17 protein-coding genes are annotated in these 18,242 nt (G+C 57.1%); 14 read left to right on the plus strand and 3 right to left on the minus strand.

The genetic code is table 11. The features are described 5' to 3' along the window. Positions 1-24: 24 nt before the first annotated feature. The gene (locus ISG32_RS13580; RefSeq protein ID WP_194771569.1) at positions 25-696 is read left to right on the plus strand and encodes a helix-turn-helix domain-containing protein; all 672 of its coding nucleotides are present in this window, start codon (positions 25-27) and stop codon (positions 694-696) included. Between the two features lie 194 nt (positions 697-890). Here the strand turns inward: ISG32_RS13580 and ISG32_RS13585 are convergent, their stop codons facing one another. Continuing rightward, the gene (locus ISG32_RS13585) at positions 891-2,144 is read right to left on the minus strand and encodes an MFS transporter (protein WP_194771570.1); all 1,254 of its coding nucleotides are present in this window, start codon (positions 2,142-2,144) and stop codon (positions 891-893) included. A 109-nt stretch (positions 2,145-2,253) separates the two neighbouring features. Between ISG32_RS13585 and ISG32_RS13590 the strand changes: the two genes are divergently transcribed. From ISG32_RS13590 to ISG32_RS13650, 13 genes are all read left to right on the plus strand, one after another. Next, positions 2,254-3,048 (plus strand): AraC family transcriptional regulator, encoded by a 795-nt coding sequence (locus ISG32_RS13590; protein WP_194771571.1) that lies wholly within the window; start codon positions 2,254-2,256, stop codon positions 3,046-3,048. 97 nt (positions 3,049-3,145) lie between these two features. Then, on the plus strand, positions 3,146-3,862 hold the full coding sequence (locus tag ISG32_RS13595; RefSeq protein ID WP_194771572.1) for a hypothetical protein: 717 nt from the start codon (positions 3,146-3,148) through the stop codon (positions 3,860-3,862). After that, positions 3,859-4,923, plus strand: coding sequence for an AP2/ERF family transcription factor (locus ISG32_RS13600; protein WP_194771573.1), 1,065 nt, complete (start codon positions 3,859-3,861; stop codon positions 4,921-4,923). The genes ISG32_RS13595 and ISG32_RS13600 overlap by 4 nt, the downstream gene beginning before the upstream one ends. A gap of 143 nt (positions 4,924-5,066) precedes the next feature. Then, the gene (locus ISG32_RS13605; protein WP_194771574.1) at positions 5,067-7,460 is read left to right on the plus strand and encodes a type VI secretion system Vgr family protein; all 2,394 of its coding nucleotides are present in this window, start codon (positions 5,067-5,069) and stop codon (positions 7,458-7,460) included. Further along, a complete protein-coding gene (locus tag ISG32_RS13610; RefSeq protein ID WP_194771575.1) occupies positions 7,450-7,989 on the plus strand; it encodes a DUF6484 domain-containing protein in 540 nt (179 codons plus the stop codon). Before ISG32_RS13605 ends, ISG32_RS13610 begins: the two co-directional genes overlap by 11 nt. A gap of 12 nt (positions 7,990-8,001) precedes the next feature. Further along, positions 8,002-9,108, plus strand: coding sequence for a DUF2169 family type VI secretion system accessory protein (locus ISG32_RS13615; RefSeq protein ID WP_194771576.1), 1,107 nt, complete (start codon positions 8,002-8,004; stop codon positions 9,106-9,108). Then, complete coding sequence (locus ISG32_RS13620; protein ID WP_194771577.1) at positions 9,105-10,175, plus strand: hypothetical protein; 1,071 nt, start codon at positions 9,105-9,107, stop codon at positions 10,173-10,175. The genes ISG32_RS13615 and ISG32_RS13620 overlap by 4 nt, the downstream gene beginning before the upstream one ends. Before the next feature lie 24 nt (positions 10,176-10,199). Then, complete coding sequence (locus ISG32_RS13625; RefSeq protein WP_323745937.1) at positions 10,200-10,577, plus strand: DUF4150 domain-containing protein; 378 nt, start codon at positions 10,200-10,202, stop codon at positions 10,575-10,577. Between the two features lie 11 nt (positions 10,578-10,588). Beyond that, on the plus strand, positions 10,589-11,800 hold the full coding sequence (locus ISG32_RS13630) for an HNH/endonuclease VII fold toxin-2 domain-containing protein (RefSeq protein ID WP_194771579.1): 1,212 nt from the start codon (positions 10,589-10,591) through the stop codon (positions 11,798-11,800). A 1-nt stretch (position 11,801) separates the two neighbouring features. Continuing rightward, positions 11,802-12,806 (plus strand): hypothetical protein, encoded by a 1,005-nt coding sequence (locus ISG32_RS13635; protein WP_194771580.1) that lies wholly within the window; start codon positions 11,802-11,804, stop codon positions 12,804-12,806. A 152-nt stretch (positions 12,807-12,958) separates the two neighbouring features. Continuing rightward, a complete protein-coding gene (locus ISG32_RS13640; protein ID WP_194771581.1) occupies positions 12,959-14,311 on the plus strand; it encodes a hypothetical protein in 1,353 nt (450 codons plus the stop codon). A gap of 9 nt (positions 14,312-14,320) precedes the next feature. Then, complete coding sequence (locus ISG32_RS13645; RefSeq protein ID WP_194771582.1) at positions 14,321-14,761, plus strand: thioredoxin domain-containing protein; 441 nt, start codon at positions 14,321-14,323, stop codon at positions 14,759-14,761. A 10-nt stretch (positions 14,762-14,771) separates the two neighbouring features. Further along, positions 14,772-15,743, plus strand: coding sequence for a PQQ-like beta-propeller repeat protein (locus tag ISG32_RS13650; protein WP_194771583.1), 972 nt, complete (start codon positions 14,772-14,774; stop codon positions 15,741-15,743). 151 nt (positions 15,744-15,894) lie between these two features. Here ISG32_RS13650 and ISG32_RS13655 read toward each other — a convergent pair whose 3' ends face one another. Together ISG32_RS13655 and ISG32_RS13660 are read right to left on the minus strand one after the other, a co-directional pair. After that, a complete protein-coding gene (locus ISG32_RS13655) occupies positions 15,895-17,199 on the minus strand; it encodes a Glu/Leu/Phe/Val family dehydrogenase (RefSeq protein WP_194771584.1) in 1,305 nt (434 codons plus the stop codon). Positions 17,200-17,331: 132 nt separating this feature from the next. Beyond that, positions 17,332-18,231 (minus strand): PPK2 family polyphosphate kinase, encoded by a 900-nt coding sequence (locus tag ISG32_RS13660; RefSeq protein WP_194771585.1) that lies wholly within the window; start codon positions 18,229-18,231, stop codon positions 17,332-17,334. Between the last annotated feature and the right edge of the window lie 11 nt (positions 18,232-18,242).

Consider the following 18,242-nt stretch of genomic DNA (forward strand, 5'->3'; position numbering starts at 1 on the left):
TTTGGCTTCTTTAGAATGGCGCGCATGACCCGCCCCGTACAGAAAACCACCGCCAGCAAGGTACTCGCAGAAATACTGCCCGGGGCTCGCGCCGCCGAAGCCGCCTCAGCCGCACCGCCCGCCGGCAAGCACGAGGTGGGCATCAAGATCCGCAAGGCCCGCAAGGAGCGGGGACTCACGCTGCAGCAGGTGGCGGCCAGCAGCGGTCTTGCGGTGTCCACCATCTCCAAGGCCGAGCGCGGCCAGATCGCGCTGAGCTATGAAAAGGTGCTGCAGCTCGGCACCGCGCTCGACATCGATATGACCCGCCTCTTCATGGCGGGAGACGCCAGCACCGCGGATGCCAAAGGCGACGGTGCGTGCCCCACGGTCGTGAAGGACTGTTTCGCGGACGTGCAGCGCTACGAAACCGACCAGTACGAATACAGCGTGCTCTGCGGCGCGTATCCGGCCAAGAAGATGCAGCCGCTGGTCGCGGTGATCAATGCGCGCGAGGCGCGGGATTTTTCCGAAACCATCCGGCATCCCGGGCAGGAGTTCGTGATGGTGCTCTCGGGACGCGTGCGCATCGTTTTTGAAAACGGCGAAACGGTGGAACTCGGCAAGCACGAGGCGGCATACTTCGACAGCGGCGTGGGACATGTCTACGTCAGCCTCAGCAAGCAGCCCGCCCAAGTCGTCTCCGTCTGCAGCTGATTTATTTTGGGGCTTGGGCTGTTGCTCGTTTGGAGGTGCCGAGATGGGCCCTCATACTTTGTTGCAAAGCCTTGCCGTATGAACATACTGTCTGCGGCTTTGCGTCGCGCCTGAGGGCCCATCTCGGCATTGGTGTGGGTGGTTCAAACAGCTTGCTCGCTTTGCAGGCTCGCTGTTTTCAATACCCAATTCAATCAGGCTGTTGCTGTGCGTTTGCGCGGCAACAGGATGGCGACAATGCCCAGCAGCGGCAGATACGCGATCGCGTGGTACACGAAGTCGATGCTCGTGCGGTCGGCGAGCACGCCCAGCACTGCGGCGCCGAGGCCGCCCATGCCGAAGGCGAAGCCGAAGAACAGGCCCGAGACCATGCCCACCTTGCCGGGCATGAGTTCCTGCGCGTAGACCAGGATGGCCGAGAACGCTGAGGACAGCACGAGGCCGATGAGGATGGTGAGCGCAGTGGTCCAGAACAGGTTGGCGTGCGGCAGCATCAGCGCGAACGGAGCCACGCCGAGGATCGAGAACCAGATCACCGGCTTGCGGCCGATGCGGTCGCCGATGGGGCCGCCGAGCACCGTGCCCACGGCGGATGCGAACAGGAAATAGAACAGATGCATCTGCGCGCTCTGCACCGAGAGGCCGAATTTCTCGATCACGTAGAAGGTGTAGAAGCTGCTCAGGCCCGCGATGTAGAAGTACTTGGAGAAGATCAGCACCAGCAGCACGGCGATGGCCCAGAGCACGACCTTGCGCGGATATGGCGCGGTGACCGTGGCGGGCGCCTTGCGCTTGGCGTTCGCGAGATGGTGCGTCGCATACCAGCGGCTGACCTTGGTGAGCACGAAGATGCCCACAAGCGCCGCGAGCGCGAACCAGGCCACGCTGCGTTGGCCGAACGGCACGATCACCAGCGCCGCGAGCAGCGGGCCGATGGCCGTGCCCGCGTTGCCGCCGACCTGGAACACCGACTGCGCGAGCCCGTGCTGCCCGCCCGAGGCGAGCCGCGCGATGCGCGACGATTCGGGATGGAAGATCGACGAGCCCACGCCGACGAAGGCGGCGGCCAGCAGCACCACGCCGAAGCTCGGCGCGAACGCGAGCAGGATCAGCCCGATGAGCGTGGACAGCATGCCGAAGGGCAGCGAATACGGCAGCGGCTTCTTGTCGGTGAACAGGCCCACCAGCGGCTGCAGCAACGAGGCGGTGAGCTGGTAGGTCAGCGTGATCAGCCCGATCTGCATGAACGAGAGCGAGAACTCGCCCTTGAGAATCGGGTACATCGCGAGGATCAGCGACTGCATCATGTCGTTGACCATGTGGGCGCCGCTGATCGAGGCGAGCACGCCGAACGCGGGCTTGGCTTTTTGCTGCTGCTGTGGTTGCTGCGGAAGCGGTGTTGCTGCGGAGCCTGCGCCGAGCGTGGCTTCGGTGGTGGTGGTCGTCATGGTGGTGTGTCGGCGTCGGCACGAAAAAAGCGAAAGGATCCGGCGATTATTCGGGGATACTTATGCGCCTGTCTCGCGCCAATAAGCCAGCAACCTTCGCAAAAAGGACATGAACCCCATCCATCAGCCCAAGCCGCTGCCCGAGTCTCTGAAAGAGATCGAAGCCCTGTCCGCGCCCATCAACTGCCGCGCCACCGACTATCCGGCGGGCTGGTACATCGCGCCGCATGCACACAACAAGCACCAGCTCATCTACGCGGTGCGCGGCGTGATGGTGGTGAAGACCGAGGGCGGGCAATGGGTGGTGCCGCCCACGCGCGCCATCTGGGTGCTGTCGGGCGTGCTGCACGAGATTCGCTGCGTGGGCGAGGTGCACATGCGCAGCCTGCTGGTGCGCCCCGATGCGGGGCCGAGGCTGCTGGGCGCCACGCAGGCGGTCGCCATTTCGCCGTTGCTGCGCGAGCTGATCCGCGCCGCGCAGGACGTGCCGCAGCCCTACCAACCGGGCACGCGCGACGGACGGCTGATGCGGCTGATCCTCGACGAACTGCGCGCGCTGCCGGTGCTGCCGCTGCATCTGCACATGCCGACCGATGCGCGCCTTGCGCAGATCTGCCAGCACCTGCAGCGCAGGCTCGATGATTCCTCCACCATGGCCGACTGGGCCAAGCGCCTTGGCGTCGACGTGAAGACCATCCAGCGGCTCTTCACCCGAGAGACCGGCATGACCTTTGGGCAGTGGCGGCAACAGGCGCGGCTGCTGCACGCGCTGGAGTTGCTGGCCACGGGGCAGAAGGTGATCGACGTGGCGCTGGCGCTCGGCTACGAGAGCCCGAGCGCGTTCGCCACGATGTTCAGAAAGCAGTTTGGACAGACGCCGAGCCAGTTCTTTTCGGAGGGCTGAGAGCGTGCCGTGTGGCATGCGGCGGCTGGCTGTGCAGTCCTATGCCATGGAGTCGTGGTAGGCTGAGGCTATTGCAAAAACATAGCCAATTGACATCATGGAATCTTCGAGCACCCTGAGTACCCTGTGGCAGGCGCTTCCCGAAGGTGTGGTGCACTTTCTGGGGCGCAAGGCCACGCACGCCGACTGGGAGCGGCGTCTGGCGGTGCATCCGGTGGCCGAGCTGCAGCCCAACTGGCAGATGCTGAGCGAAGACGCATCGCAGAACACGAGCGAATGGGGACTGCAGAGCGTCACGCTGAACACCGAGGCCGACGATGACGCCGCATGGGCGGGCCCCTGGCCCGAGGGTCTGCCCGGTGTCAAGGCGAATCTCTCGATGGCGAATCAGTTCTTCGGCGAGCCACTGATTCAGGATCGAACCATCGCGCTTTATCAGATCCAGGGCCCGCACGACCATGGCTGGGTAGCGCAATGCCTGTTCGACGAACGCGGTCGACTGGAAAGCCTGACGCTCGTGAAGATGCACGAATGGCTTCCGCTGTCAGAACGAGCCGTCGAGAGCAGGGGCTCGGCCGATGCGGATGATTCGTCCATTGGCGAGTCGACATTGCGCGCTGCGGCGGGCACCCGTGCACGTCGTGCCGGCTGGTACGAGGCCACTCTGCCCGCTGCGCATCCCATGCAGAAATACTTCGCGAATTCCGAGGCGCGACTGGTCTTTCGCAATGAGGCTGAGATGTTCCCCACGCTCGGCGTCACCCCCAAGGCGGATGAAGCGCTGGTCGAATGGGTCTGGATCCGCGCGGAATGACATCACGCAAACCTGCAGCGACTGCCAATCCAGAGCCGAGGGTGAAGAAAGCGAGGGCGAAGCGCGAGTTGTCCAGCTACAGCATCGTGCGCGTGGACACGATCAACGCGCGCGGCATTCCCGTGCATCTGTGGACCACGAGCATCAAACGCCAAGGCGTGGACATCGTGCGCCATTTTTACGACGGCGTGTATGGCGACAAGGCGTCGGCGCTGCTGATGGCCGAGGCCTACCGCGACGCCGCGATGCGCCTGTTTCCGCCGCGCACGCAGCGCGAGCAGAGCATGAAGCTGCGCTCGTCCAACACCTCGGGCACCTCGGGTGTGCAGGCCATTCACAAGAAAGGCAAGCTCGTCGCATGGCTGGCGACGCTGAGCATCGGCCGGGAAAAGCCGAGGCGGCGGTATTTTTCCGTCAAGGACCACGGCGAAGAGCGAGCGCAACAACTGGCCATCGCAGCGCGCGAAGAGTTGCTGCGGGAGTATCCCGACAGCTTCGCAACCGTGCATCCCGACGCCACGGCCAGCGCCAACGCGCACTTCGCACATCTGGTGGATGCGCAACGCATCGCCCGCGACGAAGTCGCCCCCGCGCCCGATGCGGACGAGCTGAAGCAGCGACTTGAATGGCTCAACGCGTGGTTCGATGCGCTCAAGCCGCGCCATGTCCACGTGCGCATCAGCACCTACACCCAGCAGCAGCGCGGGCACGACGCGATCCTCGCCATCATCAACAATGGCGGCCCGCCATCGCAGCTCAAGCGCAAGACCTGGTCGCTGCTGCATGCGAGCTGGGAGGGCCGGCAGGCCGAGGTCTGGAGCTTCATCCAGAGCAGCCTGAGGGAGCTGATGGGCACTGCCTATGCGCTTGAATTCCAGCGTCTCTTCGAGCGCGACTTTCTTGCCAGCACCGCGCAGACCGGCTTTTTCGTGCGCCATCGGCTGGACGACCCGGCCAGCGACTATCTGCGCAACTCCCCGCCCGCGGAACTGCGGCCCTTGCTGCAGGGATTCTGCGTGCCGCGACTGCCTCAGTTACAGACCGTTTCGTCCGCGGGCTGATGCAAATTTACGCGTTTGTCATATAGTCTAGCTATTGTATTGATTGTATTGATGCATTTCAATGACGGGCGCGCTGGCTGTTCCGGCAGCGCCGCTCGTGACGCACACGGCCATCGCGGCCAGCGACAAAGGGAAGCTCTCTCATGGCGAATCGCACCTTCATCGCCCACAGTCCACTGGGCGATCAACTGGAATTCCGCTCGCTGGAGGGAAGCGAGCAGATCTCCCGTCTGTTCGAATACCGCGTGCGGCTGATCAGCAAGAGCTCGTCGATCGGTGCCAAGAGCCTGCTTGGCAAGGACATGAGCATCGAGATCGACCTCACCACCAAGCTCGGCGGTGGTGGCAAGCGTTTTCTCTCGGGCCAGGTGACCCAGTTCACCTACATAGGCCGGGACGGCGACTACTTCAGTTACGAGGCCGTGCTGCGCCCTTGGCTGTGGCATGCGACACGGCGCTCGGACTTCAAGATCTTCCAATTCAAGAAGGTGCCAGACATCATCAAGGAAGTGCTCGGCCCCTACGGCTTCACCATTGATGACAAGCTCTCGGGCCACTACCGAAGCTGGGACTACATGGTGCAGTACGGCGAGACGGATTTCAATTTCGTCTCGCGCCTGCTCGAAGCCGAAGGAGGCTACTTCTTCTTTGAACACAGCCAGGGCAGCCACAAGCTCGTGCTGGCCGACGATATCGGCAGCCATAGCCCGTTGCCGAGTGGCCCCACGACGATTCCCTACTACCCAGGCGAGCGCGCGGCGCATGTGCACGATGAGGACTTCATCGACGGCTGGAGCTTCGCCGAAGACATCGCATCGGGCCACTTCGCGAGCGACGACTACGACTTCGAAAAGCCCAAAGCACTGCTCGAAACCAAGCAGCAGCAACCTGCAGGCCACACCGAAGACAGCCGCGAACTCTACGACTGGCCCGGCGGCTACACCGACACGGGCGACGGCGAGAACTACGCCCGCGTGCGCATCGAGCAGCAGAAGGCCCAGCGCGAGATGGCGCAGGGCGAAGGCAATGCGCGCAACATCGCGCCAGGCTATCTGTTCACGCTTTCCAAATACTTGCGTGACGACCAGAACAAGGAATACCTCATCGAGTCGGCGTATTACCGCTTTGAAGAAAACGTGCGCAGAAGCGACGGTGCGGGCGGCTCCGGCAGCGCCAAGCGTGCGGGCATCGACAGCCCGACCACGTACCGCATCAGCTTCAACGTCGTGCCCAAGACGGTTCCCTACCGCAGCCAGCGCACAGCACCCAAGCCGCACACCACTGGTCCGCAGACCGCAGTCGTTACCGGCCCGGCTGGCGAGGAAATATACACCGACAAATACGGCCGCGTGAAGGTGCAGTTCCACTGGGACCGCTACGGCAATATGGACGAGAACTCCAGCTGCTGGATTCGCGTTTCCCAGACTTGGGCGGGCAGCAACTACGGCAGCATGCACATCCCGCGCATCGGCCAGGAAGTCATCGTCGACTTTCTGAACGGCGACCCGGACTACCCCATCATCACCGGCCGCGTCTACAACGCCATGCAGATGCCGCCATGGGACCTGCCGGCCAACAAGACGCAGTCTGGCATCAAGACCCATTCAAGCCTCGGCGGCGCCGGCGGCGATGGAATGAAGAACGGCGCGGGCGACGCCAATGCCCTTCGCTTCGAAGACAAGAAGGGCGCGGAACAGCTCTGGCTGCATGCACAGAAAGACCAGCTCACCGAAGTCGAGAACGACGAGGAAAAGTGGGTCGGCAACGACCGCCGAAAGACCATCGACCGCGACGAATTCAACACCATCCACCGCGACCGCACGGAGATCGTGGATCGCAACGAGAAGATCAATGTGCATGGGTGGCGCACGGAGGAAGTGGATCTGGATGAGACGCTGACCGTACACAAGAGCCGCGACCGTACCGTGGACCTGAGCGAGAAGGTTTCCATCGGCATCAACCGCAACAAGAGCATCGGCATGATCGAGAACGTCACGATCGGCCTGCTCAAGACCCAGAGCATTGGCATTGCCTATATGCAGAACGTGGGCGTGGCCAAGATGACCAATGTGGGCGTCGCATGGAACACCAATGTCGGTGTCACGATGATCACGAACGTCGGCTTCACGATGAACACCACGGTGGGCCAGAACAAGTCACTGAGTGTGGGCAACAACGAGACCATTTCCATCGGCGATACCAAAGCGTCCACGGTTGGAAAACTCTACACGCTGACGGTGGGCGGTGGTGGTGGGTCTGGAGGAGGCAGTGGTGGAGCTACACCGCTGGGCGCGATGAACATCGTTGCGCCGGGGTCTTCATCGGGCGGTGGAGGAGGCGGAGGCGGCTCCGCTTCGAACATCACGATGGATGGGAAGAGCATTACGTTGACTGTGGGGAAATCGTCTTTGAAGTTGGAGGAAGACGGGACGATCTCACTCAACGGGCATGACTTCTTCACCAATATGACCGGGGAGAAAATTGTGAAGGTTGATGGCAAGGTGACGACGAGAGGGGCGCAGATTCATGACAACTAGTCACTTGGCGCGAGGCGTTGCCCGGGAGCAATCTGCTGATGCAGCACCGATAGATGAATTGCTGAATCGGGCGCGCACTTCTAACTCAACGGATGCCGGCACAAGAGACAGGATTGAAGGAATTTTGCTAGGCACATTGCAAAATTTCGACGTCAATGGTGTGCCGTTGGTGGATATCGCTTACCTAGGCACGGAGTCGGTCGCTGCACGCTCTCTTGTGGCGTTGTCTCATCAGGATACGGGCAAGACACTGGCCTTGGGCTTTGAGTCGGGCGATGCGCGTTTTCCAATCATTCTCGGCATCATGCACACGTCTGGAGCTGCCGTTCAGATTCGAGGAAACGGGGTTTCTGTCGAAACAGATCAAGGACGCGTTCTCGTTGAAGCGCAGGAAGAATTGGAATTGCGTTGTGGTGAAGCTGTCATTCTCCTGCAGTCCGATGGACGCATTACGTTAAGGGGAGAGTACATCACCAGCCACGCCGACGCTGGTCAGCGGATCCGTGGCGGATCGGTTCAGATCAACTGAGGGTGTCCTGATATGGAGTTCGTGTGTACATCCAAGCACCTCAACTCGGCTTACATCACTGCTTTGGATGTGTCGGGACGAGAGCATCTGGTTGTGATTGCCAAAGCTTCATGGACCATTCCTGTGGCAGGGCAGCGTCCGCGTCCCTTGCCGCCTCAGCCTTTGCTGGATGCTGATGAGTATTACGGTGAACCGGGCGAATCGGCACTGCGCTGTGGCGACGACTACGCACGCTTCAAGCCACGTTGTGACGTAATCTTCGATGCCGTGGCGCATGCGCCGTTTGGAAAATCGGTCAAGGAATTGGATGTGGGGGTGCAGGTGGGCGCGTTGCAGAAGGTGATTCGAGTCACCGGAGCACGTCGTTGGAAAAGTTCGCTGACAGGTTGGGGGTTATCCGCAGCGGAGCCATTCACGAGCATGCCATTGCATTTTGGACTAGCTTTTGGGGGAACTCGCTATTACGAGCAGCGAGGTCAAAAATTTGCAGAGGCGTTGTTCACCAATCCGGTAGGTCAGGGGTGGGCGGGCGACAAAACACGTGAGTCCATGGCTGGACAGGCGGTTGCCAATCTGGCCCATCCCGGAGCTCCAATCAAACGACCGGACGACTCACTTTCGCCCATAGCTTTGAGCGCGATTGGACGACATTGGATGCCACGTGCCAAATTGGGAGGTACTTATGACGATTCTTGGCGGCGAGAAGTGGCACCTTTTCTTCCCGAAGACTTTGACGTGCAATTCGAGCAAGCAGCATCCGAGGATCAGCAGGTGCCTCATCTGAACGGAGGGGAAGAAGTGCAGCTCATACATATTTTGCGAAATCAGCCAAAACTGCATTTCACTTTACCGATACTGAATCAGATGAAAGTACGAGTCCTGCGCAAAGACTTCAGTACGGAAACCTTGCCTGCGGTGGCAGACACGTTGTTTTTTGAAACCGAGATGCAGCGGTTTTCCGTGACTTGGCGCGCCAGCACCCCGATACGCAGACGTATTCAAGAATTTGATACGGTGGCTGTCGGTGCTGTGGATCCACATTGGTGGCATATGAAGACGATGGGACTGGATGTGTCTGGAGGCTGTCTTGGGTGTGCAAAAGAAAGTGAAACTACATGAACAATAAAGTCACCTTGGGGGGGGACTCATGCGATAGGTTCCGGGACATGCGAGTTGTGGGATCGGGTATTTGTTGTGCGGTGGGCCTCAACGCCGAGTCGGCCAGTTGTGCGCTGCGCGCAGGAATGGACCACTTTCGCGAAAGCGACTTTATTTCGAATGACGGCTCTCCTATAAGGATTGCCCGCATTGAAGGAGAAAGTCGTTGGGGGGCTGCAAGGTTGGCTCAATGGGCCAAGTACGCGCTTGAAGAATGCCTGGATTCGGTGGCTGTTGAAGAGAGAACGTCCATTCCGGTTGTGTTGATGACATGTGATCTGCAGCGTCCGATGGGCGCAGAACAGATTCAGTTCGAAACTGCCAGATCTGCTCAGGAAGCCTTGTGTCTGCGTTTCGCTCAAGGTTCTCTAATCATCCCAGGAGGGCGAGGCGGATTCAGTACCGGCTTGAGGTATGCCCAAAAAATGATGCTGCAGCCGCATGTGCGAAAAGTGATCGTGTTGGGTCTGGACAGCTTTCTCAATTCGGCAAACATCACGCATTACCTTTCCGAGGAACGCCTACTTGCTTCAGGAAACAGTGATGGATTCATTCCTGGCGAGGCAGCTGCCGCAGTGTTGTTGGAGCGCGCTGACATGTTCGAAGATGCGAGTGGACTTCACATTTCGGGTATTGGTCACGCTCATGAAGAAGGTCGATTCGATGGCAGTGTTCCAAGTCGCTCCAAGGGGATGAGTGCCGCAATGAGAGAGGCATTGGTTCAGGCAAATGCCACGCTCAACGATGTGGATTTCAGGATCAGCGACCAGAACGGGGAGGCATTTTTTGCGAAGGATGCGGCCAATGCGTTAACGCGAGTGGCGGAATCTGGTGGAACGTTGCCTGAGTTATTGACGATTGCAGATTGCGTTGGAGAAGTCGGTTCTGCTTGCGGGCCGCTGATGTTGGCATGGATGCACCGGTACATGCCCCATCCGGATGCTCCTGGTTCTGTGGGAATGATGCATTTGGCCAGTGACGACGGGGACCGCAGCGCAGTGATCCTAAGACAGCATGCGTTGATTTGATGGGGATTCACGATGGAAACACATGTGTACGCCAATGAAAATGAATTCTGTTCGAAGGCCGCCAATGGCGTATCTCGAGCCGCATCTCCGGATCCGTGCTGGAGCCCGCCTCCGCCCAGTGGAGGCCCTAAACCCACGAACTATCGAAACACTGCACACGCCAGAAATCTGCAAAATGGCTCAAAGACAGTCTTTGTTTGCGGAACACCAATTGCAAAGAAGCACGTCTCTTATTTGGCAAACAGTACCGGCAATGAGGCAGCAACGTGGTTCCTGGGGATGGGGTTGGTCAGCCACATCATCAAGGGAAAGGCGTATTTCATTGACTGGTCACCAGATGTGAAGGTGGAAGGACTCAATGTTTGCCGCCATACCGATCCTATGACTCATAACCATTTTTGAGGCATTAAAATATGGCCGGCCCACCTAATACTCCTGCAAATATCTATTTGGATACCCCAAGTTTAAGACGTGCTTGTGGAAAAGAGTCCGAACGCATTAAGAATAATTGCAAAAAAAACAATAAAAACAAATCTCCATTGGCTGAAAAGCTAATGGGCAAAAAAGCAACAGACAAACTCAATGAGCTGAAGAAAAAAATGGGCGCGCACTCTCCGGAGTGGCTTGTCGAACATTGCGATGGTCTGTGGATGAAGCCTGTTTCCCCAAAGGTATCTGGCGAAATAAAGGAGCTGGGGGATAGTCTAAAGAAAATGGATCCAGATGAACTGCTAAAAGCAGCATCTGAATCGATGGATCACGCAAAAGCTCTGCTGGAGAATGCATTAAAGGAAATCGCCAAGGATACGGCAACGAAGACAGCTACTAAGGCCGCTGGTAGATGGGGAATTGGCGCACTTTTTGGTCCAATTGGTGCAGCGGTCGCTACTGTGGTCAATGTTGTCGACACGGCAATTACAGCCGTCGAAGTGGCTGGGAACGTGATGGAGTTTCGTAAGGAAATAGAGAGCTTGAAGAAGCTGTTGGATGATTTCCCGAAAGCTCTTCGACAATTGGCAAATGATGCTGCTAATAATCCACAAAAAGCAATTGCGGATGCGATGTCGATCATTTCAAATTTGAATGATTGTGTCCGTGCACGTCGTTGTCAATTAGTTCCAATGGAAGAAACCCATCTGGGAAAGAAACCAGAAAATTGTGCCGAATTTGGTGAGGATGAAGAAGAGGTCGTTCCAACTGGGCCAGCGACTGGAAAGGGTTGCTGTCCTGGGCAAACCGGACATCATGTCCTGCCAAGTTCGATGTTTAAAGATTGCCAACTATTTACAAATGGTGGAAAACCTTCTGCAAGTTGTGCACATCAAAAAGCCCCTACTGTTTGTGTTGAAGGAGTGAACAACTCTCATGGGTCTCACGGTGCGATACATAATGAACTTGAGAAATTGATGGCGAAATATCCAAATGGTGAAATTACCTATAATCAGGCAGTTGATGAGGGCGTGAGTTCAGTGCGCTCTGTTTTTTCAGTGTCAGGCTGTACTGAGAAATGTTTACGTGCTCAGCTAAAGTCCTTTTATGACAAATACGCAAACTGCTCTCCGCTAAAGGCGAGTTCGGGTAAGGGCGGTCGAGGTCGTGGTGGTGCCGGAGATGTGGCGGTTTAATATGAATAAAAAAGACTTTGATACTTTTTTCAGAAATTTTCATTTTATCGGTTGTGCGGTGAGAAGCAGTAATATCGTCTATCTTCTCGGGCGGCAGCTGTATGAAAGCGAGGAGGGGGGCGGGTCGCCCGAAGAGCCAGATGTTGATAAACGGGTTATTAATATTGTATTGGACCGGGTCGGAGCTGGAAGATATGGTCAGTCAACTTTGGCCGACTTTGGTGTTTGTAATATATCTGTGCAGGATTACCCGAAACATCACTCTGTAACAATTGATTATCAAGGTCAAGTGTGGGGGCAAGGCAGTGGCATACTTGGGGTGGAAAAATCTATTGGCTATGACTTGGAAAATGGGCCGCAAAGAGGTGGGGTGATAAGAGTAAAAAAAATTGGATCGCATGTGTATGGCGTTGGTGCTCGCAGGAGTGTCTGTAAACGCCTTGGGGTGGGGGAGTGGAAAGCTGTCTGGGATGGGTTGCCTATCCCTGTTGTGAAACGCAGCGTGGAATTGAATAATTTTGGTTTCGCGGACATCGATGGATTTGATGAAACTGATATTTATGCGGTTGGTGGAAATGGTGATGTATGGCAATTTGATGGAAATAAGTGGAGCCAGATATCTTTTCCGACAAACCAGGATTTAAGAAATGTATGCTGTGGTAAAGATGGGCGAGTGTATATCGCTGCTCAAGGGGGGGTGACATACAGGGGGCGGCATGATGTATGGGAAAAAGTGAGCGATGCTTGCACCGCGCAATGGTTTAAGGATATGGTGTGGTACCAAAATAAACTTTGGGCTACTAATGATTATTCAATCTGGTGTTTGGGGGATAAGGGGTTTAATGAACCAGATTTGCCTGATTTCGTTCGGAGTAGTGCTGGATCAATGTCAGAGGCAGATGGCATATTGCTTCTCGCAGGTATGTATGGGTCGAGCCTGTATGACGGGGGGAAATGGGTGTCCTTGGTTGACTTGGTGGATTTGTACAAGAAGTACGGCGCTTGATACGATAGGGGCTGTAATATCTGAAGTGTTGCGCGACGCTCCTGATTTTTTTGTGCGTGTTTAGTACAATTATTTATAGTGTCGCGTTCGAAATCCAAGCGCTCAGTAGTGGAGTGTTTGATAAATTGGAATAAACCGATTTAATATCTCCCATGGAACCCAGCAACGGAACTCTGTCGCGTATGCAAAGCATTTCGGCCTTGGTGGAGCGCCACGTCGGCGATGCTGCTTTTTACTGGCAGCAGCACGACAAATCAGGGCACTCGCCATTGCTTACCTTGGGTGATCTACGTGCATTTGACAGGATTTTGCAAGCCCACTTGGATGGAATCGAGGTTTCACATTCGCAGGGTAGGCGAGAGGCTTTGCAGGCCTTGCAGCGCTGGCGTGGTCCTGGGGAGATGTTCGTCTGTGCCTCTCTGGCATTTCGCCGCACGCCGCAGGAAGCATCCAAGTACTGGACTGAGATCGCCAGCGTTCTCAAGACCGATCCGCAGCGCATGTTGCGTGGGCTGATCAGTGCACTGCTATGGGGCGGGCCGGAATCGGCGGCACCTTGGCTAACGTATTTTACGCAGACGAATCAGCCGGTTGAGTGGCAGGTTGCAGCATGGCGAGCGATTGCGCGTAATCGCAGTTTAGCGGGGATATCTGAGCTGCCGCGCCGTTTTGAAGCGACGATCACTAGTGAAAATCCTCATTTGCGTGCAGCGGCAATTCGTGCGGCTGCATATATGAATCAAGTAGTTAATTTGGATTCTGTGATGCGGCAAAACGATCCTATTGCGACTGTGGAAGCTGCTATTTTTTCGTTTCAACAGAATGGAGGCTCTCGTGAGAGCGCGTTGCAAGCTCTCTGGCATAGGGTGTGGCAGAGTTTGGAGCGTTTGCCTACTTTGACTGGAGCGTTCAAGACAATTGCTATCCATAGGTTAATCCGATGGGTTCGCCATCTTGCTTTGGCCACGCCGAGGGGGCACGGTGACATTAATCGCTTGTTGGGTTTTTTGCCTTCGCGGCTTGGGCTGGCATTCGTATTGCACCATGGGGATTCGCAACTGCTACCATGGGTCAAATCTCAGCTCGGCAATCCCGAATGTGCCAGATTAGCTGGATGGACATGGTCGGCGATGACTGGGGTGGACTTGGAGCAGCAGAATCTGGCTTTTGACCCCGCTGCATACGACGACGCCATCGCAATGCCTACCGATGATCTGGACCCAGGTCTGTTGTTGCCCAATCCTGCAGCCATTGATCAATATCCTGTTTCTACATCTCGACAGGGATTGCAGATCGTGGGTAGACCTATTTCAGCGCGCGTACTGACCGACGTGCTTTTGCAGGCCCCCCAAGGACTTCGATGGATTGCTGCTCAGCGGTTGAATGAGTTCTCGGCGGAAATCAATGGCGTGACAGTGAACACAAGGGCTCCATTCCGGCAACAGTGGCAAGAGCTATCTGCGTTGCGAAACCGCGTGTTCGCCCAAACTCAACTGGCACACTGATCCTGTGAATTGGAAGACGTAAACAATATGCTAATACGACGTCCAGTATTTGACCCATGGAATGACGCCGCAGAAATTGGTCGGATTCTTGCGAGGCCATCCGGGCAACTGATTGTGGTTTTAGGAGCTGAGGCTTGGTGCGAAAAATGCCAGTCACTCAAATCCTCTTTTGAAGAGCTCGCGCTTCAAGCTCCAACGCATGTGGTGATGTTGTGGCTTGATCTGGAAGAGCATGCGGAGTTTCTCGGTGACTACATCCCTGATTCTTTGCCAGAACTATGCATCTATCAGCGCGGTATGCTGGTCACAAAGGCGCTGTTGGACGGTACGGAGCAATCATTGCATGAGGCGGTGACTGCGACACATGATGCAAAGTCGCTCGTAGGCGATGATCCGAAAATATTCGAGAGACTTGTGCGACAGGACTGGGCTCAGTCATCCGGGGTCTGATAAATAGCCGATGAGTTCCTCGAAATATCTGAGCGGAAAAATCGTTGAGAGAGGAATTTATTTCTTCTCGTCGCGACTTGATTCTCTATCAAGTGGTTATTATGACGCTGCAATTATCTCTGCATGCAAGGAGGGTAAGTTCTTCTATCAACCCAGAGATCTTCAGGTAGAGTCTGTCTGCATTCGCAGGGAAACGATGGAAGAGCCTATTCGTGCGTCCTGCGTATTACCCCGGTTCAATTCAGTAGTTGGATTTTATCCCAAGGGCGGCGGCGCCAATGATGAGGCATTGCCAAAACCACCCAATTCAGGCGGAGGGGTCATGGGGCAATTGCGTCAGATTGATGGCTTGCTTTATGCCGCTGGGTCTGTGGGGTGCATCTATCAGCGTATTTCGGCAAATAACTGGAGACTGCTTTCCAATGGGTTGAATACAAAGGGGATAGAGGAATATCGCAGTGAAGGTTATTCTGCCTTGGAAGCAATTGATTTGATTGAAGGTCAGGCAGTCACTACGTGCATCAATGGGGGGCATGGAAAAATATTCATTGCAGGTCATGATGGAAAGGTCTTTTTCTTAAAGGGTGACACATGGATAGAAGTGAACTCCAATACAAATGCAATTTTGAATGATATTCAGATTGATCAATCTGGAACCGTGTATGTGTCTGGGCGTGGTGGAATTTTGCTGCGTGGCGATGAATTGGGGTTCTCGGTTATCCCGACGAATCTATCCGAGCATTTGAAAACGATGGCGTTTTTTGAGGGGCGCTTGTATATCGGTAGCGAAAAAGGGCTCTACGTTTTGGATGGTGACGTTGTCAAACCAGTGCCCACTATCGAAAAGGGACCGTTCAATTGCGTAGAGTTGGATTCCTATGATGGGGAGTTGCTGGTGGTGAGTGACCGCTGGTTCATGGTGTTCGATGGCAAGGATTGGAAAAAAACAGTCGATCCCGACAACCTGAATGTGGTGGATTGATGGCGATTCTTTTTTCGTGAGGTTCGCGTTGAGCGTTCGTTCGGCGTTGCAGGAGAGGCCATCGCTGAACTGACGCACCATGAAAAAAGGCGGCCCGAAAGCCGCCTTAGTGTTTTCCGCCGATCAGCGGATCAGCGAACGAGCGGACCGATCATGGATACAAGCCACGCATCTCACGTGCATGCAGAATCCGCTTGCAGGCCACGATGAAGGTCGCGGTGCGCAGTGTCACCTTGTGCTCCTGCGCGACGGCCCAGACGCCTGCAAAGGCTTCCTGCATGATGCGCACGAGGCGGGCGTTGATTTCGTCTTCGGTCCAGAAGAAGCTCGAGAAGTCCTGCACCCATTCGAAGTAGGAGACCGTCACGCCGCCGGCGTTGGCGATTACGTCGGGGAGGACGAGCACGCCCTTGTCGGTGAGGATGTCGTCGGCTTCGGGTGTCGTCGGGCCGTTGGCGCCTTCGATCACGAGCTTGGCCTTGATCTTGCCTGCGTTGTCCTTGGTGATCTGGCTTTCGAGCGCGGCCGGAATCAGGATGTCGCAGGTCACGCCCCAGAAGGCGCTGTCTTCCATTTTCTCAGCGCCTGCAAAGCCGCCTACGCCACCCTTCTTGGCGACGTGCGCGAGCAGGGCGATCACGTCGATGCCCTTGGCGTTGTGGATGGTGCCGGTGTGGTCCTGCACGGCGACGATGAGGGCGCCCGCTTCGGCGAACAGCTTGCCCGCCGTGCCGCCCACGTTGCCGAAGCCCTGCACCGCCACCTTGGCGCCCTGCACGTTCATGCCCGAGAGCTTGGCCGCTTCCATGCCGACGGTGAACACGCCGCGGCCAGTGGCTTCCACGCGGCCGAGCGAGCCGCCCAGGTCAACGGGCTTGCCGGTGACGACGCCGGTCGATGTGGCGCCGGTGTTCATCGAGTAGGTGTCCATCATCCAGGCCATGATCTGGCCGTTGGTGTTGACGTCGGGTGCGGGGATGTCCTTGGAGGGGCCGATCATCATGCCGATTTCGCTGGTGTAGCGGCGTGTGAGGCGCTCCAGCTCGGGCATCGAGAGCTTGCGCGGGTCGACGCGGATGCCGCCCTTGGCGCCGCCGTAGGGCACGTTGACGGCGGCGTTCTTCACGCTCATCCAGGCGGACAGCGCCATCACTTCGGAGAGAGTCACGTCCTGGTGAAAGCGCACGCCGCCCTTGCCGGGGCCGCGGCTCAGGTTGTGCTGCACGCGGTAGCCTTCAAAGTGCGCGATGGTGCCGTTGTCGAGTTCGATCGGTACGTCAACGACCAGAATGCGTTTGGGGCGCTTGAGCGTTTCCACCCAGCGGGCGAGGTTGCCCAGGTAGGGGGTGACGCGGTCTACCTGCTGGAGGTAGTTGCCCCAAGGGCCGAGGTGTTCGGCGTCAAGATAGGACGGGAGCGCATGGGAAGCAACGGAGGTGTCTTTGGATTTGGACATGAGGTTTGCCTTGCGTGATGGTTAAGGGGTCACGACGGAACGCACTGTATTCCTGCCAATTTATCCTGTCCAAGGCCGCTCTGTATCGTTGTTATGCTTTGAATGCATAACTTTGGGGGGCGCCTTTGGGCGTCATTCCACCTTGAACTTCGTCAATTGTGGATCGCCATCTGGAAACTTCAGCTTGAGGTTTTCCAGCACCGCGCGGGTGACCGTGGCGATCATCAGGTTGCGGTGCGTCTTGGAGTCTGCGGGCACGATGGTCCACGGCGCCCAGGGCGTGTGCGTGGCGCTCAGCAGCTGTTCGTAGGCGGTCTGGTACGGGTCCCACTGCTTGCGCACCTCGATGTCGCCCATCTCGAACTTCCAGTGCTTGGCCGGGTCGTCAAGCCGCTCCTGCAGGCGCTGGCGCTGCTCGTCCTTGCTGATGTGCAGCATGAACTTGAGGAGCACCGTGCCGGTGTCGGCCAGCATCTTCTCGAACTGGTTGATATGTTCATAGCGCTGCTGTTGCTGCTCGGGCGTGATCCACTGGTTCACCACGGGCACGAGCACGTCCTCGTACTGGCTGCGGTTGAAGATCACGATCTCGCCCGCGCCGGGCACTTGCTGGTGGATGCGCCAGAGGTAGTCGTGTGCCTTCTCGAGTTCGGTGGGCGCTTTCCAGCTCACCGAGCGCACGCCGAGCGGGCTCATCTCGCCGAAGACGCCGCGCGCGGTGCCGTCCTTGCCCGAGGTGTCCATGCCCTGCAGGATGACGAGCAGCTTGTAGCGGCGGTCGGCGTAGAACACCTGCTGCAGCGGATCAAGCGCCTCGGCGATCTCCTCGACCAGTGCCTTGTTCTCGGACTTGTCGCCCTTGGAGAAGGGCTTGGCGGCCGGGTCGAAGTCGGTGAGCTTGACTGCGGGCTGGTCCTTGCCGTCTTTTGCTTTGGTGTCGGGCTGCCCGCCGGGTTGCCACTGCTTCCACAGCTCGCGCGTGGCCTTGTCGTCAATGTCGAAGGGGTTGCTGCTGCTGGACTGCTGGGCCATCATGCTTCCTG

Origin of the sequence: Diaphorobacter caeni (assembly GCF_015354245.1) — a bacterium.
In the GTDB taxonomy this organism is placed as follows: domain Bacteria; phylum Pseudomonadota; class Gammaproteobacteria; order Burkholderiales; family Burkholderiaceae_C; genus Diaphorobacter_A; species Diaphorobacter_A caeni.